Source organism: Xylophilus sp. GW821-FHT01B05 (genome assembly GCA_038961845.1).
In the GTDB taxonomy this organism is placed as follows: Bacteria; Pseudomonadota; Gammaproteobacteria; order Burkholderiales; family Burkholderiaceae_C; genus Xylophilus.
Map to the genome: position 1 here is coordinate 3441347 of CP152408.1, position 26461 is coordinate 3467807.

A 26461-nucleotide genomic window follows, 5' to 3' on the forward strand; every position below is an offset into this window, starting at 1 on the left:
CAGAGCTCGGAGACAACATGCACCTCAGCCTTTCACGCGCGGCCCTGCTGCTGACCCTGTCCAGCGCGACCCTCCCTGCGCTCGCGCAAACCTCCCCTTGGTCGGTCCGTGCTGGCGTCGCCGCCATCCGGCTTGACACGCGCAGCACCGTGGAACTGCCCACGGGTTCCGTCTTTCCGGGCGGAGACCTCCACGCCAAGAACAACACGGCAGTTGCGCTTGAGATCGGCTATGCGATGACGCCGGACTGGACATTGCGAGCCACGCTCGGCACTCCGCCCACGACGACGCTGACGAGCGCCGGTACGCTGCCGCCTGCGCCCACCGGCATTCTGGGCAAGATTCGCTATGCCCCCCTGGTGTTCACGGCCACCTACGGCCTGGGCAGCCTAGGGCCGGTGCGCCCCTATGTCGGCGCGGGCATCAGCTACGTCTGGGTCATGAAGGAGCATAGCGGCGACATTGCCGGACTAAAGGCCGACAGCGCCTGGGGCACGGTGCTGCAGGCTGGCATCGAAATCCCGCTTTCGCCGCAGTGGAGCGCGTTTCTCGATGCCCGCAAGGTATTCGTCAAGACCACCGCACGCGGCACAGTTCCCGCGTTCGGCAATGTGCCCGGCACTGCACGCGCCAAGCTCGACCCGGCCATCTACATGGTCGGTGTGGGCTACCGCTTCTGAACACCATGCACGCACTGGACCATCCCACGGCCGAGCAGCTTCTGCAGCAGCTCGCGGGCATGCGTGCCGCCTTCACGGCACAGCCCGACACACCGCTCGCCGCACGGCTGGCGCGCCTGCGTGCGCTACGCATGGCCCTGAGGCACCATCAGGATCTGCTGTGCAACGCAATGTCGGCGGACTTCGATGGACGCTCGGTCACCGAGTCCAAGCTCGCCGACGTGCTCGGGCTGGTGCTGGAAATCGACCATGCGGTGCACCGCCTGCGCCGATGGATGAGGCCGCAGCGCCGGCGCACCGAGCTGCTGTTCCGCATGAACAAAGCGTGGGTCGAGTACCAGCCCAAGGGCGTGGTCGGCGTGATCGCACCGTGGAACTTTCCCTGCTATCTGTCCATCGGTCCGTTGATCGCGGCCATCGCTGCCGGCAACCGCGCCATGATCAAGATGTCGGAGTTCACGCCCGCCACCACGCGCGCTGTGCGCCAAATGCTGGCTGACGTGTTCGACGAAGACGAGGTGTGCGTCGTCGACGGGCCTGTGCCGGTGGCCCAAGCCTTTTCGGCCCTGCCCTTCGACCACCTGGTCTTCACCGGATCGACCGCGGTCGGCCGCGAGGTGATGCACGCCGCGGCCAACAACCTGGTGCCAGTCACCCTGGAGCTGGGCGGCAAATCGCCGGCCATCGTGTCGCGCACGGCCAGCCTGCGGGATGCAGCGGCCAAGCTGGCCCACGGTAAGAGCTTCAACGCAGGGCAGATCTGCATCGCGCCCGACTATGCGCTGGTCCCCGCCGAACGGATGCAGACGTTCGTGGAGAACGTTCAACTGGCCTTCGGCGCCATGCACCCCCAGGGGGTGACCCATGACGAGGACTACACGAGCATCGTGAGCGCTCGCCATGCCGAACGTGTGCATGCGCTGCTGGCCGACGCCGCCGACCAAGGCGCGCAGGTGATCGCCTGCGGCGAGCTGCGGCCCGGACGTCGCATCCCGCTGCACATAGTGCAGAACGTCAAGCCATCCATGCGCATCGCGCGCGAGGAAATCTTCGGACCGATCCTCCCCGTGCTGCCCTACGAGTCATTCGACGAGGTGCTTGCCCATCTGCATCAAGCGCCGCGCCCTCTGGCCATGTACTACTTCGGCCATGACAATGCAGAATCGACGCGCCTGCGACGCCATACGCACGCCGGGGGCATGACGATCAACGACTGGGGCTGGCATGTGTTTCAGAACGACCTGCCGTTCGGCGGCATCGGCCCTTCTGGCATGGGCAGTTACCACGGCCTGGAGGGCTTCCAGGCGCTGTCGCATGCCAAGCCGGTGTTCCAGGAACGGCGCCTGTTCCCCGTGCGCCTGTTCCACCCGCCCTATGGCGGATGGGTCCAGCGCCTGAGCCTCGCCATCTACCTGGGACGCCAGCAGCGTTCATCCGCAACACCCCCTTGCCTCACCTCCCACCATGACCACGCCTGACTTCCAACCGCTGCACATCGGCCTGCACGCCGCCGCCCACCCCGATCGCACCGCCGTGGCCATGGACAACGGCAGCGCCCGCCTGGACTACGCTGCACTGGACCGGCGATCGCGCCGCCTGGCGGTGCATCTGCGCAGAGAGGGCCTGGCGCGCGGCGACCATATCGCCGTGCTGATGCGCAACAACGTCGACTACTTCAGCGTCTGCTGGGCAGCACAGCGCTGCGGCCTGTACTTCACGCCCGTGAACTGGCATTTGGCGGTCGACGAAGTTGCCTACATCATCGAAGACTGCGGCGCCCGCGCGCTGATCGTCTCTCCGACCGAACTCGAGGTCGCGGCCACGTTCGCACATCGCCTGCCGCAGTTGAGCATCCGCCTGGTCGGCGGGGCAGCGCAGGGCGGCTTCGACAGTCTGGACCGCATCCTTGACGACCCTCTCAACGACGACGCCACGCTGGACGAGATCGAGGGCCAGCCTATGTTCTATTCCTCCGGCACGACCGGACGGCCCAAGGGCATCAAGCGCCCTGCCGCGGCTGCAGCCTGGGGCTCTCCCGGCATGGGGGACAAGCTGGCCGCGCGGCTGCACGACATCGATGCCAACGCCGTGCTGCTGTCGCTGGCGCCGCTCTACCATGCCGCGCCGCTGTCCTGGGCCATGGCCGCTTTGCGCTACGGTGGCCAGGTCGTGGTCATGCCGACGTTCAAGCCAGCGGAAGCGCTGACGGTGATCGCTCATCACCAGGTCACGCACGTGCAGTTCGTCCCGACCATGTTCGTGCGCCTGCTTGAGCTGCCAGAGGCCGAACGCCGCAGCCACGACCTGTCGAGCCTGCGCATGGTGGTACACGCTGCGGCGCCCTGCCCCGTCGAAGTGAAGCAGCGCATGCTCAACTGGTTCGGGCCGATCATCCACGAATACTACGCCGGCAGCGAGAACAATGGGCTGTGTGCCGCCGGGCCGCAGGACTGGCTCAGCCACCCTGGCACCGTCGGCCGCGCGCTGTTCGGCCAGGTGCATGTCCTCGACGAATCAGAGGACGAACTTCCCGTCGGCGAGATCGGCGTGATCTACTTCAGCGGAACCCCCCGATTCGAGTACCACAACGATCCTCAGAAGACCCAACGCGCATTCAGCAAGCAGGGCTGGAGCACCCTAGGCGACTTCGGCCACGTCGATGCGGAAGGCTTCGTCTACCTGGCAGACCGACGCACCGATCTGATCATTTCCGGCGGCGTCAACATCTATCCGCGAGAGACCGAGGAAGCGCTGATGGCCCATCCGGCCGTGCACGACGCCGCCGTGGTGGGCGCGCCGAGCGCCGAGTTCGGCGAGGACGTGCTGGCCGTGGTGGAACTGCACGCCGGGGTGGAACCTACCGCGGCGCTGGCGCAGGAACTGATCGACTTCTGCCGTGCCCGCATCGCCCACTTCAAATGCCCGCGTCGCGTCGCATTCGACACACTGCCGCGCACCCCAACCGGCAAGCTGCTGCGCCGCATTGTCAAGGAACAGCGGCGTACCGCGACCACTGCGACTGTGTAGCGCCGCGCGGAGTCCTGGCAGGCGTCGGCACCGGCAGCCCCGTGGGGGAAGTGCGGGTCTGCGCTTGTGCAGGAAGGCCTGCACACCTTCGATAAAACAGGGACCGTTGATAAGTTCTCGTTGTCGGTCCTGCTCGTAGTCCAATTGCTGTGTCAACGTGTGGCCGATCGAGGTGTCATGGCGCGGGCACGGCCGGCTGCGCGGCAGGAACCAACTGCTGCCATGTCCGGAACGATGCCCAACGTGGGAATGAATGAGAGGTAGAAAAAGCTCGACCGCGCCGCCGCCACGATGGCCCCATCAGGCCTCCTGCGACTTTCTCGGCGCCGCCACCAAGGGCATGGCCGAAACCGCGTGGTAGCCGGCCCGTAGCCGCTGCGGCGGGCGGTGCGTCGCCGGCGTTGGACACGCCGAGCCCCCCGCTCCAGACGCCGCGCCGGGCCTTCGGGCCAGGCTGAACAAGCGACAACCAGTTCCAGTCCTGAAATCCGGAATATTTTCGCGGCAATGACGGGCGGACTGAAGCGCCCGCGAAAGGAGGATGGAAGGGCATGGGGACTCCTTGCTGTGTCGGGGAATCGGTTTCTTTCGTACGGAGCCACGAGGGTTCAAGGATGCAACGGCGTCGGAAGGCAGAAGAGGCGGAAAGTGCCGCGAAACCACCGCGCCGTCGAGCCGCAGGGCGTGGCAGCCCCCGAGGGGCGAGCCGCGCTACAGGCTCCCCCGTGCGTCGGCACCGCCGAAGCCATCGAACGGCGCCCAGAGGACCTGAGAGGCCGTGGTTGCCATCGGCGGCGGCAGTTCGGTCATGTGCGAGCAGCCGAGCACGCCCCGAGACCGCCGCTTCACGGTCTGCGTGAAGCCGGACTCTATGCGTAGGCCGACGAGTTGCCGGTAGCTGCCGGCGATGTCGCCACAGACCCCGTAGGGCGCCTGCAGCGTCTGCGCCTCTGCATCGCGAATGACGAAGTCGCGGTCGATGGTCAGGCGTACCTTCATCTGGCGGATCGACTGGCCGCGATCGATTGAGCGCTCGGGTAGCGCCAACGCGAAGGGTTTGGTGTCGGTCAACCTGCCCTTGATGTCGAACAGCCCGTCGTCGCGCGCAAAGCCTGTGCGGACGATGCGAAGCGTGTGCACTGGGAGTCGGCCTGATGCGCCGGGCACGGTATCACCCTGTGCCGAAACCTGCATTTCAGAGGGCTCCGTCGGCACGGTAGATGGTGCCGGTGACGAGCATCGCTGCGATGTCACCATCCGCCACTCCCAGCGAGCGCAACAGCGCGACACTGTCACGCCCGATCACCGGTGCGGGCGGCGGCAGCTCACTGGGCGTGCGGTCGAAGCGCGGCGCGGGCGCCGGCTGTACCACACCGTCGGGCGCCACGAAGGTGCCGCGGGCGAGGTTGTGCGGATGCTGCGGCGCCTCGCTCATGGCCAGCACCGGCGCAAAGCAGACATCGCTGCCCTCGAGCAGCGCACACCAGGCATCCCGGCTACGCGTGCGGAACAGCACCGCCAGCTTGGCCTTCAGCGCGGGCCACTCGCCGCGCTCCCACTGCTGGAGGAACTGCGCATCGGTGATATCGCACTTGTCGAGCAGTTGCCGATAGAACTGCGGCTCGATCGAGCCAATCGACACGAAGCGGCCATCGGCACATTCGTAGTTGCCGTAGAAGTGCGCGGCACCGTCAAGAAAATTGCTCTCGCGCGCATTGCCCCAATGGCCCTTGGCCATGAGGCCGTACTGTGCCGCCATCAGCACCGCAGCGCCGTCTGTCATGGCCGCATCGACGACCTGGCCCTGCCCCGACGTGCGCGCCTCCACCAATGCTGCGACCACACCCAGCGCAAGCAGCATGCCGCCGCCGCCGTAATCGCCGACCAGATTGAGAGGCGGCGCGGGCGGGCGATCTTGCGGACCCATCGCATGCACCGCACCGGACAGAGCGATGTAGTTCAAATCGTGCCCGGCTGCATGCGCCAGCGGGCCCGTCTGACCCCAGCCGGTCATGCGGCCGTAGACCAGCTTCGGGTTGCGCACACGACAGGCCTCGGGGCCAAGGCCCAGCTTCTCAGTCACACCGGGTCGAAACCCTTCGATCAGAATGTCCGCACGTTCGATCAGCGCAAGCACCGTCTCGATGCCACGCGGGTCCTTCATGTTGACCGCGATCGATTCGCGACCGCGGTCAACGACGCTGTCGTTGCGCATCAGGCCTTCAAGCGCGCTGCCGCCGCCCGGCGAGGGAATGCGGTCGATGCGGATCACCCGCGCGCCCATGTCGGCCAGCATCATCCCGGCGAAAGGCCCGGGGCCGATGCCGGCCAGCTCGATGACGGTGACACCTAGAAGAGGGCCTGCCATATCAGAGAGCGTGGTAGCGCTGGTTGTCGGCCGCCATCTGGCGCAGCGAGGGCGGCACCGCGAAGCGCTCGCCATGCGTCTCGGCCAGCACATCGCACTCCTCGACGAAGCGGGCCGCGCCGATCATGTCGATGTAGCTGATCGCACCGCCGAGCACCGCCGGGAAGCCCCAGCCGAGCAGCGAGCCGACGTCCGCATCCTTGACGCTGACGATGCCCTCGGACACGCAGCGCGCAGCCTCGAGCGACTGCGAATACATCAGACGATTGCGCACCGTGTCCAGTGTCGGCTGCTCCTTCGCCAGTGGATAGTGCTCAGCCAAGCCTGGCCACAGGCGCTTCTTGCCTTCGGCGGGATAGTCGTAGAAGCCTTTTCCCGCCTTGCGCCCGATGCGCTCGAAATCCTCGACCATGGCCTTCATGACCGCATCCTGCGGCTGCTCGCGGTAGGCGTCGCCCAGGTCCAGCTTCGACTGCTTGAGCGCCTTGTAGAGCAGCTCGACAGTGACCTCGTCGATCAGCGCCAGCGGCGGCATCGGCATGCCGGCCAGGCGCGCGGCGTTCTCGATCAGGTTCGGCTCGACGCCTTCGCTCAGCATGGTCATCGCCTCGTAGGGCAGCATTGCGAAGGCGCGGTTGGCATAGAACGACGGGCAGTCGTTCACCACGATCGGCGTCTTTCGAATGCGCTTGACGAAGTCCATCGCCTGGCCGATGGTTGCGTCCGAGGTCTTGCGGCCGCGAATCACCTCGACCAGCGGCATCTTCTCGACCGGCGAGAAGAAATGCAGCCCGACGAAGAGACCGGGCCGCACCGACACCTCGGCCAACCCTGTGATCGGCAGCGTGGAGGTGTTCGACGCGAAGATCGCGTCGGGGTCCATCGCCGCCTCGGCACGGCGGGTGACTTCGGCCTTCACCTCGCGGCTCTCGAAGACCGCCTCGATGACGATCTCGCAGTCGGCCAGCGCGGCATAGTCGGTGGTCGGCGTGACCAGGGCCAGCACCTGGTCGCGACGCTCGGCTGACAGGCGGTCCTTCGCCACCAGCGCGTCGAGCAGCTTCGCGCCGTAGGCCTTGCCCTTGTCGGCCGCCTCCAGCGTGGTGTCGAGCAGCACGACCTGCAGCCCGGCCTGCGCGCTCACGTGGGCCAGCCCTGCGCCCATCATCCCAGCACCCAGCACCCCCACCTTCGTGAACTTGCGGGTCGGCGCGTCCTTGGGCCGGTCGGCCAGCCGGTTCGCATCACCCATCGAATAGAAGAGCGTGCGGATCATGTTCTTGGTCTGCGCAGAAGTCGCAAGCCGCGCGAACTGGCGCTGCTCGATCTTCAGACCGTTGTCGATGTCGATCTGGCAACCGTCGTAAACGCAGGCCAGGATCGCCTCGGGCGCCGGATACAGCGCCTGGGTCTTGCCCAGCAAATGGGCGGCGACGCCGAAGAAGATCTGCGCAGCGCCGGGCTCCTGCGGCGTGCCGCCCGGAAACCTGAAGTTCTTGGCATCCCAGGGCTTGACGACGGCCGACGGGCCGTCAGCCAACAGCCACGCCTTCGCACGCGAGAGCAGTTGCGCCGCAGGCACCACCTCGTCGACGATGCCCGCCGCCAGCGCCTGCGCGGGGGCGACCTTGCGGCCTTCCAGCAGATAGGGCAACGCAGCCTTGATGCCGATCATGCGCGGCAGGCGCTGCGTGCCACCGGCCGCGGGCAGCAGGCCCAGCGTCACCTCGGGCACGCCGAGCTGAACCCTCGGATCGTCCACTGCAATGCGGCGATGGCAGGCCAGGCAGATTTCGAGGCCGCCGCCCAGCGCGGTGCCGTTGATGGCCGCCACGAAGGGCTTGCCGGAAGTCTCCAGCAGGCGCAGCGTGCGGCTGAACGGGCCGGAGCTCGCCATCGACTCCTCCGCAGTGCGGATACCGCGGATCAGGTCGAGGTCGCCGCCGGCCACGAACTCGGGGCGCGACGAGGTGACGATCGCGCCCTTGACCTGCGGGTCGGCGATGGCCCTGCGGACCGCCTCGTCGAAGGCGGCGATGGACGCAAGGTTCAACACGTTCATGGGACGGTCGGCCACGTTCCACGCGAGCGTGGCGATGCCGTCGGCGTCAGTCTGGTAATCAATCATTGAATTTCTTTCCTACAGATGAGGTGCACGCTCATCAGACACGCTCGATGACCATCACCGAACCCATGCCGCCGCCGACACACATCGTGACCAAACCGGTCGACAAGTCGCGCCGCTCGAGTTCGTAGAGCAGGGTGGCCAGCAGCATGCCGCCGCTCGCGCCCAGTGGGTGTCCCATGGCGATGGCGCCGCCGTTCACGTTCACCTTGCCGTGCGGCACGTCGAGTGCTTCCATGAAGCGCAGCACCACAGCCGCGAAGGCCTCGTTGCACTCGAACAGGTCGATGTCCTTGGCGGACATGCCGGCGCGCTTGAGCGCCGCCTCGGCCGCAGGCGCCGGGCCGGTCAGCATGATGGTCGGCTCGGAGCCGACGGTACCGAAAGACAGCACCCGCGCTCGCGGTCGTAGGCCCTGCTGCGCGGCGCCCTCCTTTGTGCCGATCAGCACAGCGGAGGCGCCGTCCACCACGCCCGATGAATTGCCGGCATGGTGCACGTGCGCGATACCGCCGAGCTGCGGATAGCGTTGCAGCGCCATTGCATCGAAGCCCATCTTCTCGCCCAGAGTGCCAAAAGACGGTTCGAGCTGGGCGAGCGACGCCAACGTGGTGTCGCCCCGCACATGCTCGTCATGGCCCAGGATCACCACGCCGTTGATGTCGCGCACCGGCGCGACCGACTTCGCGAAATGGCCCTCGGCCCAGGCGGCGGCAGCGCGCCGCTGGCTCTCGACCGCATAGCGGTCGACGTCCTCGCGGCTGTAGCCGTAAAGCGTGGCGATCAGGTCGGCCGACACACCCTGCGGGACAATGCGATTCGCGATGGTGATCTGCGGGTCGGTGATCCATGGACCGCCGGCGGCCGCCATCGGCACGCGCGACATGCTCTCAACGCCGCCGCCGATCGCCAGCTCTGCCTGCCCGGCCTTGACCAGCGCAGACGCAAAATTGCAGGCTTCCAAGCCCGAGCCGCAGAAGCGGTTGATCTGGATGCCCGGCACGGCCTCGTCGTAGCCGGCCGCGAACACCGCTGCCTTGCCGATGTCGGCCGCCTGCTCCATTACTGGCCCGGCGCAGCCGAGGATCACGTCGTTGACTTTGGAAGTGTCGAGTCCGTTGCGGTCGCGCAGCGCCTGCAGCACGCCGGCCGCGAGGCGCACGGGCGCCACTTCGTGCAGGCTGCCGCTTGCGCGACCGCGCCCGCGTGGCGTGCGCACGGCGTCGAGGATGTAGGCTTCTGTCATCTGGAATTTGCCTTTGGATTAAAAATGCGATGCGGCGCCATCAGGCGCCAGTGAAATGGGGCTTGCGGCGCTGCTGGAAGGCGGCGATGCCTTCATGCAGGTCCGCGGTCGCGAACACCTTGCGAAGCTGGCGTCCTTCATGAGCGACCATCTCCTCGAAATCGCCGCCCCTCAGCAAGATCTCTTTGGACAGTCGGAACGCCTCGGTCGGCCCGCTGGCGATGCTCTGTGCGAGCGCATGCGCTTCAGTAACGACATTGCCCTTGGCGACCGCGCGATTGATGAGCCCCAGGCGAGCCGCCTCCTCGCCGCCGACCATGCGGCCTGTGTAGATCAGTTCCGCGGCCATCGGATAGCTCAGACGGTCCAGCAAAAAGTAGTGGGCACCGGTGTCCGGCACCATGCCGATCTGGCGAAACGGGCTGCCGAAGAGCGCATCCTCGTCGGCCAGGCAAAGGTCGCAACACAGCGCCAGGCCCAGCCCGAAGCCGAGCGCCGGGCCGGCCACCGCGGCGATGGTCGGCACCGGCAGTTCGCGCAGTTTGCGACAGAGGGGGCCGACGACGCTCGCGATCATCGCCATCGGGTCGTCGCTGGCCGGATCGATGGAGCCGATATCCCAGCCAGCTGAAAAGACGCCGCCTGCGCCGCGGATCACCAGGCAGCGCGCCCCGGACTGCACCACCTCGTCGAGCAACGCGCCGAGGCGTTCGACATCGGGTGCGCGAAAGCTGTTCTTCGGCTGCGCCAGGTCCAGCAGCAGGGTTGCGACGTTGCCATCCCGTTGCAGCGCGATGCCAGCCTTGGATGCGGGCGTGGGTGTTAGATGCAAAGTTTCTGTCATGGCCATGACTGTGGCTCTGGCGCTTGCAGCAGGTATCGTCGCATCCGACGAATCCTTCAAGCGGCCTGATCCTTGCCGCGACGCATCGCCGTGGCACGGCGTTCACCGAAGCCGCTAGCGTCGAAGCGCGAGAAGCAAACCCGCGCCAACTCACCTTCCATCGCAAGACCTTCGTCCAGCGTTCCATGCAGGCCGCAGTCGATCGCGCGTTTCAAATCGCGAACGGTCGCCGAGTCGCATCCCAGGATGCCCTGCGCGATCCGGTGGCAGACCAGCATGAGCTCCCCCGGAGCGACCACGTCGAGCACCAGGCCCCACGCCTTGGCCGCGTCGGCATCCAGACAGTTGCCGGTGAAGCTCAGGTAGCGCGCGCACGCCGCCGTGAGGATGACGACGCCGATCTCGTCGTCCTGCAGCGCCGGGAGTACTTTCGATGGGTTGGCGCGCAACCCGCGCGAGAGCGCGTTGTGCCGGCCTGGCCGATTGAGTGTGACGGTGCCGATGCCTTCAGTGACTTCGACGAGCAGGCTGTCGCCCTGCAGCGGATAGCGGGCCATGAATCAACTCCTGCCTGAGTGGCGGTCGTTCGGCAGTCGAGCAAGCCGATGGGACTCACATGCGCTTGGCCGCTTCCTCGAGCATCACCTCGGTGGCACCGCCGCCGATGGTCAGAATGCGCGCATCGCGCACCATGCGCTCGATCGGCGTGCCCGTGATGTAGCCCGTTCCGCCATGAAGCTGCAGGCAGCCATGCAGCACCTCCTGTAGGCTTTCGCATACGAAGGCCTTGACCATCGAGACCTCGCGAACGACGTCCTTGCCCTCATCGATCATCTGCGCGCAGGAATAGACCATGGTGCGGCAAGCGAAGGTCTTTGAGGCCATCCATGCCAGCTTGTTGCGCACCACCGGCTGTTCCCACAGCGACTTGCCGAAGGCCTGCCGCTGCTTGACGTAATCGAGCGTCAGTTCAATGCCTTTGACCATCTGGCCCACGCTCATCGCGCCGGCCACCAGGCGTTCGTTCTGGAAGGTGCTCATGATGTAGTAGAAGCCCTTTCCCTCCTCGCCCAGCAGCGCGTCCTCAGGGACCTTCAGGTCGTCGAGAAACAACTCGGCCGTGTCGGAAGCACGCCAGCCGTGCTTGTCGAACTTGCGCGCGACCTTCAATCCCTGGTTGCCCTTCTCGACGATGAACAGCGAGATGCCGCGACTGCCTTTTGCGGAAGGGTCGGTGCGGGCCGCGATGATGTAGATGTCGCCGTAGACGCCGTTGGTGATGTAGGTCTTGGACCCGTTGATCAGCCAACCATCGGCTGTGCGCACGGCCCGCGTCTTGATGCCCGCCACGTCGGATCCCGCATGTGCCTCGGTCACGCAGACAGCGCCAATCTTTTCGCCCGCACAGGCGGGTGGCAGGTAGCGCTGCTTTTGTTCGTGCGTGCCGCGGTGGGCGATGTGGCCGATAGACATGTCGCTGTGCACGGTGAACGCAGTGGCCACGCCGCCGAAAGTGCAGCGCGAGAGCTCTTCGCCCAGGATCACCGAGCTCATCGCACCCAAACCACCGCCACCGTACTCCACCGGGTGGCGCATGCCCAGGAAGCCCAGCTCGCCGAAGTCGCGGAAGGCCTTGCGAGGGATCTCGCCGGCCTGCTCCCAGGCGTCGGCCTGCGGCAGGATCACTTCTTCCACATAGCGACGCACCTGCGCGCGCACCATCCGCATGTCTTCATCGAGCAGATCGGGTTCGTTGAATTCGAATTCATTCATGGATGCGTCCTTCGGTTCGGTGAAATTATTATAGACCGACGCGTCGGGCTATAAAATATTTCTGGCGATCGATGGTGGATGTGACCGCAGGGATTTGCAGCGGTTACCATCTGCCGCCTTGCACCTGCCCACAGCAGGCCCCGACGACCTCAGTGAGAAAAGTACATGCCACGCGTTCGCGCCGATGACTACGATGCGAAGACTCAGTCCATTCTCGACAGCGCCGCCAGCCTGTTCGCGAAGGTGGGCTATCCCAACGCCAAGATGCAAGACATCGCCAAGGCGTGCGGTGCGTCGAAGTCGATGCTCTACCACTACTTCCCGGCCAAGGACGACCTGCTCTTCGCAATGCTCGAAGAGCACCTGGAGAATCTGATTGCCAGCATCGAGGAGATCGCTGCACAACCTGGCACTGCTGCGCAGCGCTTCGGCAGCTTCGTACAGGCCTATGCCCAGAAATCGGTGCAGTCGCGCCGCCGCCACCTGAGCGCGATGAACGACCTCAAATTTCTGCCGAAGAATCTGCAGACTCCCTTGCTGCAGCTGGAAACGCGGGTCACGGAACTGGTGGCTGGCATGCTGCGGGAACTGAATCCGAAACTCCAGGAAGACGCCTACAAGCCCTACACAATGCTGCTGGTCGGCATGCTCAACTGGACCGACACCTGGTACAAGCCCGGCGGCACCATCAAGCCGCAGGAACTGTGCGAGCGGATATCCAGACTGTTCCTCACAGGCTTTCTCGCAGAGAAGGCCTGATTCGCCACAAGGCCGACCGTTACAGGTCGCGACCGATCAACTCCTTCATGATCTCGTTGGTGCCGCCGTAGATGCGTTGTGCGCGCGCGTCCACATAGGCCCGGGCGATCGGGTACTCGGCCATGAAACCATAGCCGCCGTGCAGTTGCACGCAGGCGTCGACCACTCGGCCCTGCATGTCGCTGCACCAGTACTTGGCCATCGAGGCAGCCTGCGCGTCGAGGTCGCCCTGCAGCAGGCGCTCGATGCAGCGGTCGACAAAAGTCTGACCAAGCGCAATCTCGGTCTTGAGTTCGGCCAGCACGAAGCGGGTGTTCTGAAAATCCATCACGGTCTGGCCAAACGCGCGACGCTCGCGCACGTAGGCCACCGTCAGACGATAGGCCGATTCGGCGGCCGCCACCGCCGAGATCGCGATCTGCAGGCGCTCCCAGGGCAGTTCCTTCATCAGGTAAGAGAAACCCATGTTCTCTTCGCCCAGCAGATTTTCGACCGGCACCCGCACGCGGTCGAAAAATAGCTCGCCGGTGTCTTGCGACTTCAAGCCCATCTTCTGGAGCGGCTGGCCCTTGGTGAAGCCCGGCAGGCCTGCTTCGACCACCAGCAGACTCACACCTTTGGCACCGGCTGCGGGATCGGTCTTGGCGACGACGATGACCAAATCGCACACGGTGCCGTTGGAGATGAACGTTTTGGCGCCCGAGAGCAGATAGTGATCGCCCTGGCGCACGGCGGTCGTCCGTACGGCCTTCACGTCGGAACCGGCGCCGGGCTCGGTCATGGCCAGCGCGCCGACCGCCAAGCCACTCACCATCCTTGGCAGGTAGCGTGTCTTCAACTGCTCGCTGCCGAAATGCAGCAGGTAGTTGGTGACGATCTCCGAATGCATAGTGAGCGACAGGCCGAAGTTACTGTACGGTGCCGCCTCCTCCAGCACGATCGCGGAATAGAGCAGGTCGGCGCCCGGCCCGCCAAAGGCCTCCGGCACCGTGGGGCACAACAGGCCGGCCTCGCCCGCGGTCGCGAACAGACCGTGCTCGAAGCCGCCGCGGGCCTCCCAACGCTCGATATGGGGTGCCACTTCACGCCGCAAGAAACGGCGCACGTTGTCGCGGAAGAGTTCGTGCTCGGGGGTATAGATCTGGCGTTTCATGGTGTCTTCTTCATGCGACCTGGCGCTCGCGACCTGTCCAATAGGCCTCGCGCAGCTTGTACTTGAGCAACTTTCCCGCGCCCGAGACCGGGAGTTCCGTACGAAACTCGATACTGCGCGGGCACTTGTATCCAGCAATCAATTGCTTGCAGTGCGCCATGACTGCTGCGGCGTCGACCGCCGCGCCCGGCTGCAGCACCAGCACGGCATGCACCCGCTCGCCCCAATCGTTGTCGGGCACTCCCAGCACTGCGCATTGCGCCACGCCGGGCAGTGAGAGCACAGCGTTCTCCACCTCGACGGAGTAGACGTTTTCGCCGCCAGTGACGATCATGTCCTTGAGGCGATCGACGATATAGAGCAGGCCATCGCCATCGATACGGCCTGCGTCGCCGGTACGCATCCAACCATCCTGCACGGCCTGCGCGGTGGCCTCGGGCAGGTTCCAGTAGCGCAGCATCACGCCTGGGCCGCGCAGCCAGATCTCGCCGATTTCGCCGCGGGCGCATTCTTTGCCCTCCGACGTCGCGATGCGCACTTCCATGCTGGCAGTGGGCAGTCCGGCGGCCAGATGGCGACCCTTGGCACGGCTTTCGTCGCTATGGCACCAGGCCGGCAGCGCGACCGCGATGCCCGAGGTTTCTGTCATCCCGTAGAACTGGGTCAGCGCCACATGCGGGAGCCGCGCAATGGTCTGCTCCAGCAGCGTTGCGTCGATCGGCGATGCGCCGTAATAAAGGCGCTCCAGGCTGTCGAGCGCGCGGCCCGCAAGCGCTGGGTAGTCGATGAGCCGGCGGATCATCGTCGGCACCAGCGCAGACTCAACCACGCGTTCGCGCTCGATCAGATCCAGGTAGGCGGCAGGATCGAACGCCGGCAGCATCACCTGCGTGTCCTGCGCCACCATCGCCTGCAGCATCACCACCAGTCCGCCCACATGAAACATCGGCAAGGCATGCAGGCAGACGATGCCAGGCGCCCGTTGGCCGATAGAGATCGACGCCAGCGTGGTCGCGTAGAGGCCGCCGTGCGAGAGCAGTACGCCCTTCGAGCGGCCGGTGGTACCGCCCGTGTACAAAAGGACGGCGCCATCGTCGCCACGGCGATACGCATCGGCGACGCGCGAGGCGCTGGCGATCAAGGCCTCATAGGAAATTTCACCATTAGACGCCTGCGCGTCGCCGACACTGATCACGGTCTCGAGAGTCGGAACGCGGGCCCGGAGCGGCTCGACCATGGGTGCGAACAGCTCATCGACGACAAGCACGCGCGCGCCGCAGTCAATCAGGGAGAAGGCCATCTCCTCGATGCTCCATCGGAAATTGACGGGCGCGAGCACGGCACCCGCCCACCAACTCGCGTAACAGACTTCAAGGGCGAAATCGCTATTGAGGCCCAGAAAAGCGACCCGGTCACCCGGCTGCACGCCAAGTGATCGCAGCGCACCGGCCAGCCGTTCGACGCGGTCAGCGAGTTCAACATAGCTGGTGCGACGCTGTGCGCACACCATGGCGGTGCGGCCGGGATGTTCGCGGCGTGCTTTGTGCAGAGCCTGTGTCAAATGCATGGTGCTCTCTCTTTTCATTGCCAGAGTGCAGTGTCGGCGCGCAAATGTCCCGGCATATCGTCGCATCCGACGACATCGCTGAAGTCCAGACTCACAAAAATCGACGGGTCGCGTCGACGACCTCAACTCAAGATGCAGACAAGCTCATGCAGACCCCGAAAATCATCCCCTACGGCCAACCCTGCTTCCTGGCCGCGTAGCGCAAGCTTGGAGCAGCGGCAACGCCGCGCTGCTTGGCAGCCTGCCTACTTCAGCAAAGACGGCCGCTATGTCGAGTCGACTATCAGCACAGTTACGACGGACACAGCGAGGTCATGCGATTCTCGAAATTCATGCATGCGTTTTCGACGCGGCGTGAAGATCGAGTCCTTGAGCGAATGCGGCACCGCCGATGCCTTTGCGATCAAATGGGTATGGGGCGGCTTTGCCGACGGCCCGATCCGATACTCGGCGCCCACGCCATGGTCGCCACCGGTGATGAAACAGCTTGGCACCGTGGATGCGTAAATTGCCATTACCGGCCTGATCGGCGCGCGTGGGATCAGGCTCAGGTCGCTGCCGCATTGCGGCCATGGTCGCAGTCCATTCGCCGGAGAATATGCGCCTGAAGTTGCGGTCCTGCTGTTCGGCAGACCTGTGCGCGATCAGCAGCCCGTAGGCACCGCGCCCGGAATCATCGACCAGGCCGTGTTGGCGCCATTGAAGAGTTCGAACACCACCATCTGCACGATCGCCGGCGCGCCGTGGCCGCCCAGTCCCTCCATGCAACCCATGCGTGGGCCAGCCCGCGTCCGCGTAGCGCCAGTAGTTCCTGCAGGACGAACGCGATGTCACGCAGCGGAGGATGAAAGGCGAGTATGCGGAGCTCTCCAGCGTCGCGCTGCACTGTGCAGGTGATCTACAGCCGCGGTGTCCACACGCCCGGCCAGGGCGATATCGGCGCATCCGACCAGATCGCGCACACCGGCCGGCGTCCATTGCCTCTCAGACCAGTACGCCGCAGCGGCGCGCGACCGCGATGGCTTCCATGCGGTTGCGCGCGTCTAGCTTGACATTGATGTTGCGCAGATGGGTGCGCACCGTCGTCTCAGCGACGAACAGGCGTTCAGCCATCTCGTCGTTGGACAGTCCCTCGGCCACCAACCCGAGCACCTGGACTTCTTTGCGCGTCAGCAGTTCGCTGGCGCCGGCCGCGATCGCGGCCTGCCGCGGCGGTGCGCCGGCCGCGGGCTCCGTACCGCCAGGCTCGGCATCGCGCAGTAACCGGTCGACGAAGGCGATCGCCGCGTCGCCGCCATCCTCCAGCAGCACCGTCGGCACGGCACGCAGTTCGCGCAGAATCGCAAGCAGCAGGCGTCCCTCATCGAGAAAGGCGCGCACATAGCCTTCCGCAGCCGCGAAGCGCACCGCCTTGGCCAGCATGCGCATCGCCTTGTTGCGCTGTTCGTCGCGATAGAGCGCCTGCGCCAGCAGCAGCCGCAAGGTCAGCGCGCGGCGCTCTCGCTGCGCTCGTTCGGCCGCGTCGAGTTCACTGCGCAGGCTGTGCACCACATCAACTGCATGCCCGCTCTGGACTGACCAGCGCGCCACAGCCAAGTCGTGGGTTTCGACCTCGTTGGCGCGCAGCGAAAGCTGCGAGACGCGCGCCCAGAGCAACTTGTCGCCGCAGCGGTCGAGCTCTGTGCGCGCCCGCGCGAGCCGGTCTTCGACCACCAGCATGCGCACGCGTTCCAGTCTTGCCGACGCCACCACCCGGGGCAGGCTGTCGCGATGGCCGATGTGTTCGAGCTCAGTTAGCAACTGCTGTGCCCGATCGCCATCACCCCGCCCATGGGCGATGCGGGCCATGACGACGTGCGCGATGATGAGCTGATCCGGAATGCCGACGCGCCGGATCAGCGGAATGTAGACGGCGAGCAGGCGCTCGGCCTGCGCGCACTGGTCGGCCTCGTACAGCGCCTCGGCCAGCAGCACGCCAGCCATGGCGTTGCCGTTGGTGGCACGCGATGCGTCGACCGTGCCCGCGCTCACCGCCAGCCGCAGCCGGGGTATCGCCTTGCGCAGGCGGCCTTGCGTCAGGTCCACTGCGCCTTCGACGGCGTCCGACAGCGTGAAATTGAAGCTGCTGCTGTGCTCAGCCTGATGACTGCGCACGGCGTCGGCAAAGCGCAGAGCTTCGTGATAGCGCCCGGCGATCATCGCCAGGTTGGCCAGGATGACCTGTAGGAAGCCGCGGATGAACGCTACGCTCTGCGGAAGCCCGTCGAGCAGCGCTGTGGCGAGGGGGATCGCCTCGTCGGTGCGATCGGTCAACACCATGAACAACGGGCGCATGGCGTCGCGGTGCGCCCGAACCTCTACGGACGGGTCGGCATGTGCCTCGAGCCCGTCGAGCAGCGCTGTGGCCGCCCGAGGCCCGCGCGCAAAGCACACGGCCCAGGCATGTACCACCCGCAGCACCGGATGGGCATCGAGCTGGCCGCGTTCGAGCAGCGGGTCGAGCCAGCGCGACAGCAGCCGCACACGTCCCTGGTGGAGCAGGCCCTGCGCATGCGTTGTAAGCAGCGGCATCGCGAGCGACAGGTCTTGCGCAGCCAGCGCATGCTCGATTGCCGGGACCGGACGCCCCTGGCCGAGGAACCACTGCGAGGCAGCACGGTGCAGTCCGGGTACTTCCTGCGAATGCTGGCGCAACAATTCGGCCCGCAGGAACTCGGAGAACATCGCATGGTAGCGGTAGCCATCGCCGTCGGGCTGCAATGGGATCAGAAACAGGTTGGCCTCGTCGAGGGCGTGCAGCATCGCAGCGCTGTCGGTACGGGCGCAGATCGCGTCGCACAGCGAGGCGTTCAGGTCGCCCAGGATGCTGGTGCGCAGCAGGAAGCCGCGCACGTCTTCGGTCTGCCGCGACAGCACGTCTTCCACCAGGTACTCGACCACCGCCGCGTTCGAGCCCGAGAAGCCGGCGATGAATCGCCCGGGCTGCTCGCGATGTTCGAGCGACACCGACGCCAGCCACAGCGCCGCCGCCCAGCCGTCGGTGCTGCGATGCAGACGCACCACGTCTTCCGGCGCCAGCACCAGCCCTCGGCGCTGGCGCAGGAACCTGTCGGCTTCGACCACCGAAAAGCGTAGCTGCGAGGGCTGCACCTCCAGCAACCAGCCACGCGCACGTAGGCGGCCCAGGCTGAGCTCGGGCACGCCGCGCGAACCGACCACGACCTGCACTCCGCGCGGCAACTGGTCGATCAGCCCGTTGACAAGCCCGACCACTGCCGGGCTCTGCAGCACCTCGAAGTCGTCGAGGAACAGCGCGAACGGCACCGGATGCGCGGCCACGCGGTCAATGAGCGCGAAGGCCACGTCGTCCGGCCCGGCCCCGACCTGCGCGGACGCGGCCCGGGCCAGGCCGGGGATCAGCGGATCGAGCGCCGCGGCCAACACGGCGAGGAAACGGCCCACGTCGTTGTCGGTGCGGTCGAGCGTGAGCCATGCAGTGGGCAGGCCGGTCTCGTCAAGACGGTGCCGCACCTGGCGCATGACCGTGGTCTTGCCAAAGCCGGCAGGCGCGCGCAGCAGCACGAGCTTGGCCGTTCCCGCGTTGAAGATTGCCTCGCAAACCTCGGTGCGAGCCACCTCGAAGGGCGTCGACTGCGGTGCGCTGAGCTTGGAAGCAAGCAACGACGCCGGGCCGGCGTCACGCCGCAATATCAGCGGTGCGAATGCTGGAAAGGGGATCGGCTCGACCATACCGCGAGCTTACGCGTGGCCTTCGGAAATTGGCACTGGGTCATCCCTAAGTTCGCGCGCACAGCGTCACCACGCAGGTGCCGCTCAGCCCGAGGTTGTGCTGCAGCGCCCGGCGGGCGCCCTCGACCTGCCGCACTCCGGCCTGCCCGCGTAGTTGCCCCACCAATCCAGCGCACTGTGCCAGCCCGGTCGCACTCAACGAAGCCCCCTGGAAAGCAGGCCGCCCGACGGGTTGGTCACGACTTCACCGCCGCAGGTGCTGTCGCCATCGGCGATGAACTGCTCCGCACTGCCTTCGGGCGTGAAACCCGGCGCCTCGTGGGTGATGAGTTCGCTGGCGGTGAAGCAATCGTGCAGCTCCACATGCATGCAGTCCCGTCTTCGAGTTCCAAATGAAGACAGCCTGGCGTCGACGAACCGTGCACACGGCACGTCGTCGGCGTCAATCGACAGGTTTGAAGGACAGCGTGCCGGGGTTCGCCTTCAGCAGCACCAGCTTCTGCAGGGAGAGATGAGCGCTCGGGCTGAAGGACACCGGCGATGACATCACACCGGTGTCGTACTCCTTAAGCCCGTCGAGCTGCGTCACGGTGCAAGCCCAGGTCAATGCCTTGCCGCAGCGGTTGAAGGCCTCGAACATGGTCTTGGCGCCTGCGTAGCCAGTGAAGGTGAAACGGTTCACCTTGGCGAAGTCGTCCGGACTCAGCAACGCCTTGGCCTTTGCCAGGAAGGCCTTGCCCTTGTCACTCTCCTCCGCCACCACGTAGTCGAGCACGTAGACGTTGTCGCCCGCTGTACCCATCAGCTTGAGCGCGACTGGCACACGCGACACGTACGAGATGCCCACCGGAATCTTCAGGCCTAGGCGCTCCAGTTCCTTGGCCATGGCGACGTTCTCGCCGATCACGCCGCCGGCATACAGCACCTCGGCGCCCGCCCCCTTGGCCCGCAGTATCTCGGACGAGAAGTCGACCTGGCCCTTCTTGTAGACCGCGGTCGAGACGACATTGAGCTTCTTCGCCTTCTGCGCTGCCTCAAAGCCCTGACGCGACAGGTCACCGTACTCGTCGTCCTGCGTCACCGCCGCCCACTTCTTTCCCGGGTAGCGGGAGGCCAGCGCCTCGGTCAGTTGCTCGGCCACTAGCGCATGCTTGGTGCCAAATACGAACACGTTCTTGACCACCGGCGTGTGCAAGTCGTCCGAGAAGCTGATGGTGCTGATGACCGGCACGCCCAGCTCTTTGACCAGCGGCAGCGCGGCCTGGCCTTGCGCGCTGCCCGACAGCGAGGTCAGCGCGAACACCTTGTCGACCGTCACCAGCTTGCGCACGCCCTGGATGGTGCGTGAGACCACGTAGCCGTCGTCTTCGGAGATCAGCCGCAGCTTGCGACCGTTGATGCCGCCGGCGGAATTGGCCTCGGCCACGGCGAGCTTCACGCCGATGTTGTGCGCCACGCCCAACAGCGCAGGTGGCCCGGTCAGCGGCAGGATGTCGCCGACCACGATCTCGGTGTCGGTTACACCTTGCTGCTGCGCGAGCGCGGGGAGCGTCCATCCGGTGCAGGCCAGGCAGAGGGCGGCGATGGTGGTCGTCTTGGATGTCATGCGGGTCTCCGTTGTCGTTCGAAAATGCAGTGCCTTCAGTAGCGCAGCGGCCAGTGAATCCAACGATGGCGCAGGTCATGCCACATGCCCAGCAACCCGCGCGAATCAAAGCGCAGGAAGGCGATGATGGCGATGCCGTACAACATGCTCTTGACCTCGTGCGCGCTGGTGGTCAGCACCTCGGCATAGCGGCCACCGAGCAGTCCGAACAGCGATGCGACCACTTCGGGCAGCGTGACGATGAAGACCGTGCCCAGCGCGGCGCCCAGCACCGAGCCGACCCCACCCACCACGATGATCGCAAGCGCCTCGATGCTCAGCAGGAAGGGGAAGCCCTCCACCGTCACGAAGTTGATGTAAATCGCCATGAGAGCGCCACCAATGCCCGTGATGAAGGCGCTAATGACGAAGGCGACCAACTTGTAGCGCCACAGGTTGATGCCCATGGCGCGCGCGGCGATGTCGTTGTCGCGGATCGCGACGAAGGCGCGGCCGAGCCGCGTGCGGCGGATGTTCAGCACGGCTAGGACCGTGAGCACGGCAACAGCCAGACACAAGCCGTAGAGCGCCTTGTCATCGGTCAGGCTCACGCCGAAGAGCGTGGGCCTGGGCACCTGGATGCCACGCGCCGCGCCGGTGAACTTGCCCCCCGCCAGGATCACCGCGCTCACAATGAAGGAGAACGCGAGCGTAGTGATCGCCAGATACAACCCCTTGAGTCGCAGCGAAGGCACCCCCACCACCAGCCCTGCCACGGCCGGCACCACGCCCGCCATGCCGAAGGCCAGCAGCGGATGCCAGCCGAGCCGGCTCACCGCGATCGCATAGCCGTAGGCCCCGAGCATCAGGAAAGCGACATGGCCAAGCGAGATCAGCCCGGTGAAGCCCGTCAGCACGTTAAGCCCCAGCACTGCAACCAAAGTGAAAAGGATCACCGTCACGTGCGACAGCAGGTAGGCATTTGCCACCCACGGCAGCGCGACCAGCGCGGCCAGCATGATCACCACCCAGGTCTTGACCAGGCGGGAATCCGTCAGCGCGACCAGCGTGCCGAAGTCCTGTTTGAAGAAACCACTGCGCATCAGACCCTCTCGATCTCACGTTCACCGAACAAGCCGAAGGGCCGGACCATCAACACCACGAGGATCAGCAGGAAACCCGCCACCTCCTTGAGCGTCGACGACACGTAGCCGCCGACCAGGTTCTCGGCCACGCCGATCACCAGGCCACTGATGCCCGAGCCGATCACCGCGTCGAGCCCCCCGAGCACCGTGGCCGGAAAGGCCTTCAGGCCCAGCGCGAACAACTCGGGGGACAGGTTGTAGATGACGGCGAAGAACACGCCTGCGAGCCCGGCAAAGACCGACGAGGCCGCCCAGGCCACCGCCTGAACCTGCGCCGTCGACACGCCCATCAGTCGTGCCGTCTTCTCGTCGGCCGCCACCGCCCGCATCGCGATGCCAAAGCGGCTGCGCTGAAAGAACAACCACACGCCCAGCACGCACAGCAACAGCACCCCCACCACGCCGATCTGGCTGCTGCGCATACCGATCCCGCCGAAGCGCAGCACCGCATCGGCCGCGCCCACATCCAGCTTCTGCGGCGAGGCGCCCCAGACCAAGATGACGAACGAGCGCAGCACCACGGCCAGGCCGATAGTGACCAGCACCGCCGAGAACACCGGCTCGCCAAGCATCGGCCGCATCACGATGCGCTCGATCAGAAGCCCGACCGTGACGCCGCCAACGACTGCCATTGCGACCACGCCCAAAGCACCGGTACCAAAGGTGGTGCTGAAGGACCACGACAGGTAGGCGATGAGCATTCCCACCTCCCCCTGTGCGAAGTTGACCAGGCCCGTGGCCTTGTAGATGACCGAGAAAGCCATTGCGATCAGCCCATAGATGGCACCGATCACCAGCCCGGAGATCACCAGTTCCGCCAGGTAGCCCATCAGGCGCCCTCCCCATAGATCTGCTCGAGTTCGCGCGCGAACTTCTGGTTGATGAGACCGCGCCGAACCTTCTGCGTGGCTGTAAGCTCGCCGTCGTCGTGGTCGAGTTCCTTTTCGAAGATCACAAAGCGGCGGATGTTCTCGACTCGTGCAAAACGCGCATTCACGGCATCGACCACGCCCTGTATAAGTTCGCGTACCTCGGACAGGCCGGCCAGTGACTTGTAGGTGGTGTATTGCAGGTCGCGCTCGCCGGCCCAGCGGCCGACGCTGTCGAAGTCAATCTGGATCAGCCCGCCGAGGAACTTCTTGCCCTCACCGACGACGATCGCTTCGCGCACAAAGGGGCTGTCCTTCAGCACGTTCTCTATCTCGGACGGCGCAATGTTCTTGCCGCCGCTGGTGATGATGATGGCCTTCTTGCGGTCGACCACCGCGATCTCGCCGTTGGGTCGAACCTCGACGATGTCGCCGGTGGCGAGCCAGCCATCGGCATCCATCACGTCCTGTGTGCCCTTGTCGTCGAACAGATAGCCCTTGAACACGCCGGGCGAGCGAACGAATACCTCGTTGTCGGGGCCGAGTCGCCATTCGGTGCCGGGCAGGGGCACGCCGCAGCTGCCGGCGACGTTGGGCCGGTCGGGCAGTTGCACGAAGGCCAGTCCACCGCATTCGGTCAGGCCGTAGCCCTGCCCTACCGGCAGGCCGATGATGTCGAAGAATCGCAGCGTCTCCGGCGAAACCGAAGCGCCCCCGCACATGCGCGTGTGGCTGCGGTTCAGGCCCATGTGGCGCTGCATGTTGCGATAGAGCAATGCATACCAGAAGCCGAACTCCAGTCGGTCGCCCAGCCCGGCACGCCCGCCCGCGAGGGCGCGGCGGTCCGACAGCAGGCGCCCACGCTGCATGCCCCTATGAAAGATCGCCTGCGGAATTCGCCCACTATCCTTCATGCGGAACTCAAAGTTCTGCTGCAGCTTTTCCCAGATACGCGGCACCCCCAGGAAGAAGGACGGCGCTATCTCGCGGATGTTGGCCGAGACCGTGTCAATCGACTCGGCAAAGTTCACGCAGCCGCCCGTCAGCAGGTGCATCACCGTCGAATAGCTGCGCTCGGCCACATGGCAAAGCGGCAGATAGCAGACAGATTCGAAGGGTTTGCCGAGCATGCCACGCGCAGCCGCATAGGCATGGGCGCCGTAGACGAAGTTGCGGTGCGTCAGCATCGCGCCCTTCGGTGGCCCGGTGGTGCCGGAGGTATAGACCAGGATATTGACGTCGTCCGGCAGCAGCGACGCGATCGACTCGTCCAGCCGCTGCACGGCCAGCGAATCCTCCGCCGCCGACTCGCGGCCGAGTTCGATCAGCGCCTCGAAACTGCGCGGCCGGCCGGGCTCGTAGCGGCGCAGCCCCTTCATGTCGACGCAGAACACGTGCTCGAGAAACGGCAGGCCCTCGCCCTCCTTCATCGCATCGAGTACCTTGTCGGTCTGCTCCTGGTCGCCGGTGATCGCGACCTTCGCCTGACAATGGCGCGCGATGTATTGCACCTCTGGCCATGGGTTGGTCGGGTAGATGCCGACCACTTGCACCCCGAGCATCTGCGCACCGAGATCAGCGAAGAACCAGGCCGGAACGTCCTCGGCTGCGATGATGATGCGGTCGCCGCGCACCAAGCCCAGCTTCATCAAACCCAGCGCCACGTGCCGGGCGGCCGTTTCATAGCCGGCCCAGGTCGTGCCCTGCCAGATGCCATGGCTCTTCTCGCGCAGGGCAACCTGGTCGCCGCGCGTGCGGGCATGGGCCTGCAACAATTCGGGCAGCGTGGCTTCGCCGCGTGCGAGCCGTTCGTTCGAAATCACTGATTCACGCATGTGCCGCTTCTCCCCCCAGATAGGCCGCCAGCACCCGCGGATCGGCGGCCACCTGCTGTGGCGTTCCTTCGGCGATCAGGCTGCCGAAATCGAGCACGTAGATGCGATCCGACAGGTCCATCACGACCTGCATATCGTGCTCGATCATTAGCACCGACACGCCAAACTCGTCGCGAATGTCAAGCGTGAAGCGGGCGATGTCCTCCTTCTCCTCGCGATTCATGCCGGCGACGATTTCGTCGAGCAGCAGCAGTGCCGGCTCGCAGGCCAGCGCACGCCCGAGCTCTACCCGCTTCTGTTGCCCGTAGGCCAACTGCGATACCGGCTTGTCACGCAGTTCCTCGATCTCGAGGAACTCGATGATCTGCTCGACCTTGCGGCGCGCGGCGATCTCAGCGTTGCGCGGGCGGCCCCAGAAGAGCAGCGACTCCAGTACGCTGTAGTCGAAATGGACGTGTCGGCCGATCAGCAGGTTCTCGGCCACCGTGCCGTGGCGGAACAGTGCGAGGTTCTGGAAGGTGCGACCGATGCCGGCTTTCGCATACTCAGAGGACTTCAGCCGCGCCGTGTCCTTGCCCTTGAACAGGATCTGACCCGCCGACAGCGGCAGCACGCCGCTGATCAGGTTGAAGGTCGTGGTCTTGCCCGCGCCGTTCGGGCCGATCAGGCTCACGATTTCGCCCGGCATGACGTGCAGGCTGACGTCATTGACGGCCTTCACGCCGCCGAAGGACCTGGACACGCCGCGCACGTCGAGGATCGGTGCGCCACTCATGACAGCCACCTCTTGCGGCGCTTGTAGTGCTTCACGTCGCGCATGCTGGTGCGGCCCTGCTTGGCGCCCTGGCCGAGATAGAACTCGCGCACGTCAGCGTTTCGCCCAAGAGCCTCCGGCGTGCCGTCAAGCACCACGCGGCCGTTTTCCATGATGTAGGCATAGTCGGCGACGCCCAGCGCGCGGCTGGCATTCTGCTCAACCAGCAGGATGGTCAGCCCGCTGCGGTCGCGCAGGGTCTGGATCGCTTCGAAGATCTCCGACACCACCAGCGGCGCCAGACCCAGCGAGGGCTCGTCGAGCGCCAGCATCTTCGGTCGACTCATCAGCGCGCGGCCGATGGCCACCATCTGCTGCTCACCGCCCGACAGGTAGCCGGCGATCTGGTGACGCTTGTCCACCAGGCGAGGAAACAGGCCGAACACGTAAGCGCGCGCTTCGGCGAGCGTGCGGCGGTCCTGCAGGTGCGCGCCGACGACCAAGTTCTCCTCGACCGTGAGCGTGGCGAACAGCCGACGGCCCTCCGGCACCTGCACCAGGCCGAGGCCTACGATGCTGTGCGCCGACGCATGCTCTATCGACCGGCCCAGCAGCTGGATCGAACCCTTCTCGATCTTTCCGTCCTCGGCATCAAGCACGGCCGAGACGGCCTTGAGCACGGTCGATTTGCCAGCGCCGTTCGAGCCAAGCAGCGCTACGATCTGGCCGGCAGAAACCTCGAGCGAGACGTCTCGCACCGCCTCGATGGCGCCGCCGTAGACCACTTGGATGTTACGCAGCGCGAGCATCGGTTCTCTCGGCACCGAGGCGCCGGCATGGGCAGACGCCTGGGCTGCTAGATGCACGGAAGATAGGGGTGAATTCATGGACATCGATGCCGGTCACGAAATTGAAAATCCAAGAACTTTTTTAAATAGACCGACCAGACGGTCTTTGAATTGGGTAGATTGTGTCTTTGGA

21 protein-coding genes and 1 pseudogene are annotated in these 26461 nt (G+C 65.5%); 5 read left to right on the forward strand and 17 right to left on the reverse strand.

Annotation, left to right across the window (positions count from 1 at the left end):
- The first annotated feature begins 17 nt into the window (after positions 1 to 17).
- From AAFF27_16030 to AAFF27_16040, 3 genes are read left to right on the forward strand one after another with little or no spacing between them, the layout of a single operon-like run.
- Positions 18 to 680, forward strand: a complete 663-nt coding sequence (locus AAFF27_16030) for an OmpW family outer membrane protein (protein ID XAH21524.1) — start codon at positions 18 to 20, stop codon at positions 678 to 680.
- A 5-nt stretch (positions 681 to 685) separates the two neighbouring features.
- A complete protein-coding gene (locus AAFF27_16035; GenBank protein XAH21525.1) occupies positions 686 to 2158 on the forward strand; it encodes a coniferyl aldehyde dehydrogenase in 1473 nt (490 codons plus the stop codon).
- The gene (locus AAFF27_16040) at positions 2145 to 3707 is read left to right on the forward strand and encodes an AMP-binding protein (protein XAH21526.1); all 1563 of its coding nucleotides are present in this window, start codon (positions 2145 to 2147) and stop codon (positions 3705 to 3707) included. Before AAFF27_16035 ends, AAFF27_16040 begins: the two co-directional genes overlap by 14 nt.
- A 711-nt stretch (positions 3708 to 4418) precedes the next feature.
- Here AAFF27_16040 and AAFF27_16045 read toward each other — a convergent pair.
- From AAFF27_16045 to AAFF27_16075, 7 genes are read right to left on the reverse strand one after another with little or no spacing between them, the layout of a single operon-like run.
- Positions 4419 to 4847 carry a DUF2889 domain-containing protein gene (locus tag AAFF27_16045; protein XAH21527.1) on the reverse strand — a complete coding sequence of 143 codons (429 nt, stop codon included), beginning with the start codon at positions 4845 to 4847 and terminating at the stop codon, positions 4419 to 4421.
- Positions 4848 to 4902: 55 nt separating this feature from the next.
- Positions 4903 to 6075 carry a CaiB/BaiF CoA-transferase family protein gene (locus AAFF27_16050; GenBank protein XAH21528.1) on the reverse strand — a complete coding sequence of 391 codons (1173 nt, stop codon included), beginning with the start codon at positions 6073 to 6075 and terminating at the stop codon, positions 4903 to 4905.
- A 1-nt stretch (position 6076) separates the two neighbouring features.
- Positions 6077 to 8203: a 3-hydroxyacyl-CoA dehydrogenase NAD-binding domain-containing protein gene (locus tag AAFF27_16055; GenBank protein XAH21529.1), complete on the reverse strand. Its 2127-nt coding sequence runs from the start codon at positions 8201 to 8203 to the stop codon at positions 6077 to 6079.
- Between the two features lie 34 nt (positions 8204 to 8237).
- Positions 8238 to 9446: an acetyl-CoA C-acetyltransferase gene (locus AAFF27_16060; GenBank protein ID XAH21530.1), complete on the reverse strand. Its 1209-nt coding sequence runs from the start codon at positions 9444 to 9446 to the stop codon at positions 8238 to 8240.
- Positions 9447 to 9486: 40 nt separating this feature from the next.
- Positions 9487 to 10296, reverse strand: a complete 810-nt coding sequence (locus tag AAFF27_16065; GenBank protein XAH21531.1) for an enoyl-CoA hydratase-related protein — start codon at positions 10294 to 10296, stop codon at positions 9487 to 9489.
- A 50-nt stretch (positions 10297 to 10346) separates the two neighbouring features.
- Positions 10347 to 10847: a hypothetical protein gene (locus AAFF27_16070; protein ID XAH21532.1), complete on the reverse strand. Its 501-nt coding sequence runs from the start codon at positions 10845 to 10847 to the stop codon at positions 10347 to 10349.
- A gap of 55 nt (positions 10848 to 10902) precedes the next feature.
- A complete protein-coding gene (locus tag AAFF27_16075) occupies positions 10903 to 12063 on the reverse strand; it encodes an acyl-CoA dehydrogenase family protein (protein XAH21533.1) in 1161 nt (386 codons plus the stop codon).
- Between the two features lie 165 nt (positions 12064 to 12228).
- Between AAFF27_16075 and AAFF27_16080 the strand changes: the two genes are divergently transcribed.
- On the forward strand, positions 12229 to 12822 hold the full coding sequence (locus tag AAFF27_16080) for a TetR/AcrR family transcriptional regulator (protein ID XAH21534.1): 594 nt from the start codon (positions 12229 to 12231) through the stop codon (positions 12820 to 12822).
- A gap of 19 nt (positions 12823 to 12841) precedes the next feature.
- On the opposite strand, the gene AAFF27_16085 is transcribed toward AAFF27_16080, so the two are convergent.
- A complete protein-coding gene (locus tag AAFF27_16085) occupies positions 12842 to 13975 on the reverse strand; it encodes an acyl-CoA dehydrogenase family protein (GenBank protein ID XAH21535.1) in 1134 nt (377 codons plus the stop codon).
- Positions 13976 to 13985: 10 nt separating this feature from the next.
- Positions 13986 to 15608 carry a long-chain-fatty-acid--CoA ligase gene (locus AAFF27_16090; GenBank protein ID XAH21536.1) on the reverse strand — a complete coding sequence of 541 codons (1623 nt, stop codon included), beginning with the start codon at positions 15606 to 15608 and terminating at the stop codon, positions 13986 to 13988.
- Positions 15609 to 15878: 270 nt separating this feature from the next.
- Here AAFF27_16090 and AAFF27_16095 point away from each other — a divergent pair, with 270 nt between their 5' ends.
- Positions 15879 to 16049: a hypothetical protein gene (locus AAFF27_16095; protein ID XAH21537.1), complete on the forward strand. Its 171-nt coding sequence runs from the start codon at positions 15879 to 15881 to the stop codon at positions 16047 to 16049.
- Between the two features lie 477 nt (positions 16050 to 16526).
- On the opposite strand, the gene AAFF27_16100 is transcribed toward AAFF27_16095, so the two are convergent.
- The 8 genes and pseudogenes from AAFF27_16100 to AAFF27_16135 form a co-directional block, all read right to left on the reverse strand.
- Positions 16527 to 19292 carry a LuxR C-terminal-related transcriptional regulator gene (locus AAFF27_16100; GenBank protein XAH21538.1) on the reverse strand — a complete coding sequence of 922 codons (2766 nt, stop codon included), beginning with the start codon at positions 19290 to 19292 and terminating at the stop codon, positions 16527 to 16529.
- Between the two features lie 46 nt (positions 19293 to 19338).
- Positions 19339 to 19655, reverse strand: a pseudogene (locus AAFF27_16105) (lipid-transfer protein).
- 79 nt (positions 19656 to 19734) lie between these two features.
- A complete protein-coding gene (locus AAFF27_16110; protein XAH21539.1) occupies positions 19735 to 20898 on the reverse strand; it encodes an ABC transporter substrate-binding protein in 1164 nt (387 codons plus the stop codon).
- Between the two features lie 35 nt (positions 20899 to 20933).
- Positions 20934 to 21980 (reverse strand): branched-chain amino acid ABC transporter permease, encoded by a 1047-nt coding sequence (locus AAFF27_16115; protein ID XAH21540.1) that lies wholly within the window; start codon positions 21978 to 21980, stop codon positions 20934 to 20936.
- Positions 21980 to 22852: a branched-chain amino acid ABC transporter permease gene (locus AAFF27_16120; GenBank protein ID XAH21541.1), complete on the reverse strand. Its 873-nt coding sequence runs from the start codon at positions 22850 to 22852 to the stop codon at positions 21980 to 21982. Before AAFF27_16120 ends, AAFF27_16115 begins: the two co-directional genes overlap by 1 nt.
- Entirely contained in the window at positions 22852 to 24726 is a 1875-nt protein-coding gene (locus AAFF27_16125) for an AMP-binding protein (protein ID XAH21542.1), read from the reverse strand. Before AAFF27_16125 ends, AAFF27_16120 begins: the two co-directional genes overlap by 1 nt.
- Positions 24719 to 25501, reverse strand: a complete 783-nt coding sequence (locus tag AAFF27_16130; protein ID XAH21543.1) for an ABC transporter ATP-binding protein — start codon at positions 25499 to 25501, stop codon at positions 24719 to 24721. The genes AAFF27_16125 and AAFF27_16130 overlap by 8 nt, the downstream gene beginning before the upstream one ends.
- The gene (locus AAFF27_16135; protein ID XAH21544.1) at positions 25498 to 26289 is read right to left on the reverse strand and encodes an ABC transporter ATP-binding protein; all 792 of its coding nucleotides are present in this window, start codon (positions 26287 to 26289) and stop codon (positions 25498 to 25500) included. The genes AAFF27_16130 and AAFF27_16135 overlap by 4 nt, the downstream gene beginning before the upstream one ends.
- Positions 26290 to 26461: the final 172 nt, after the last annotated feature.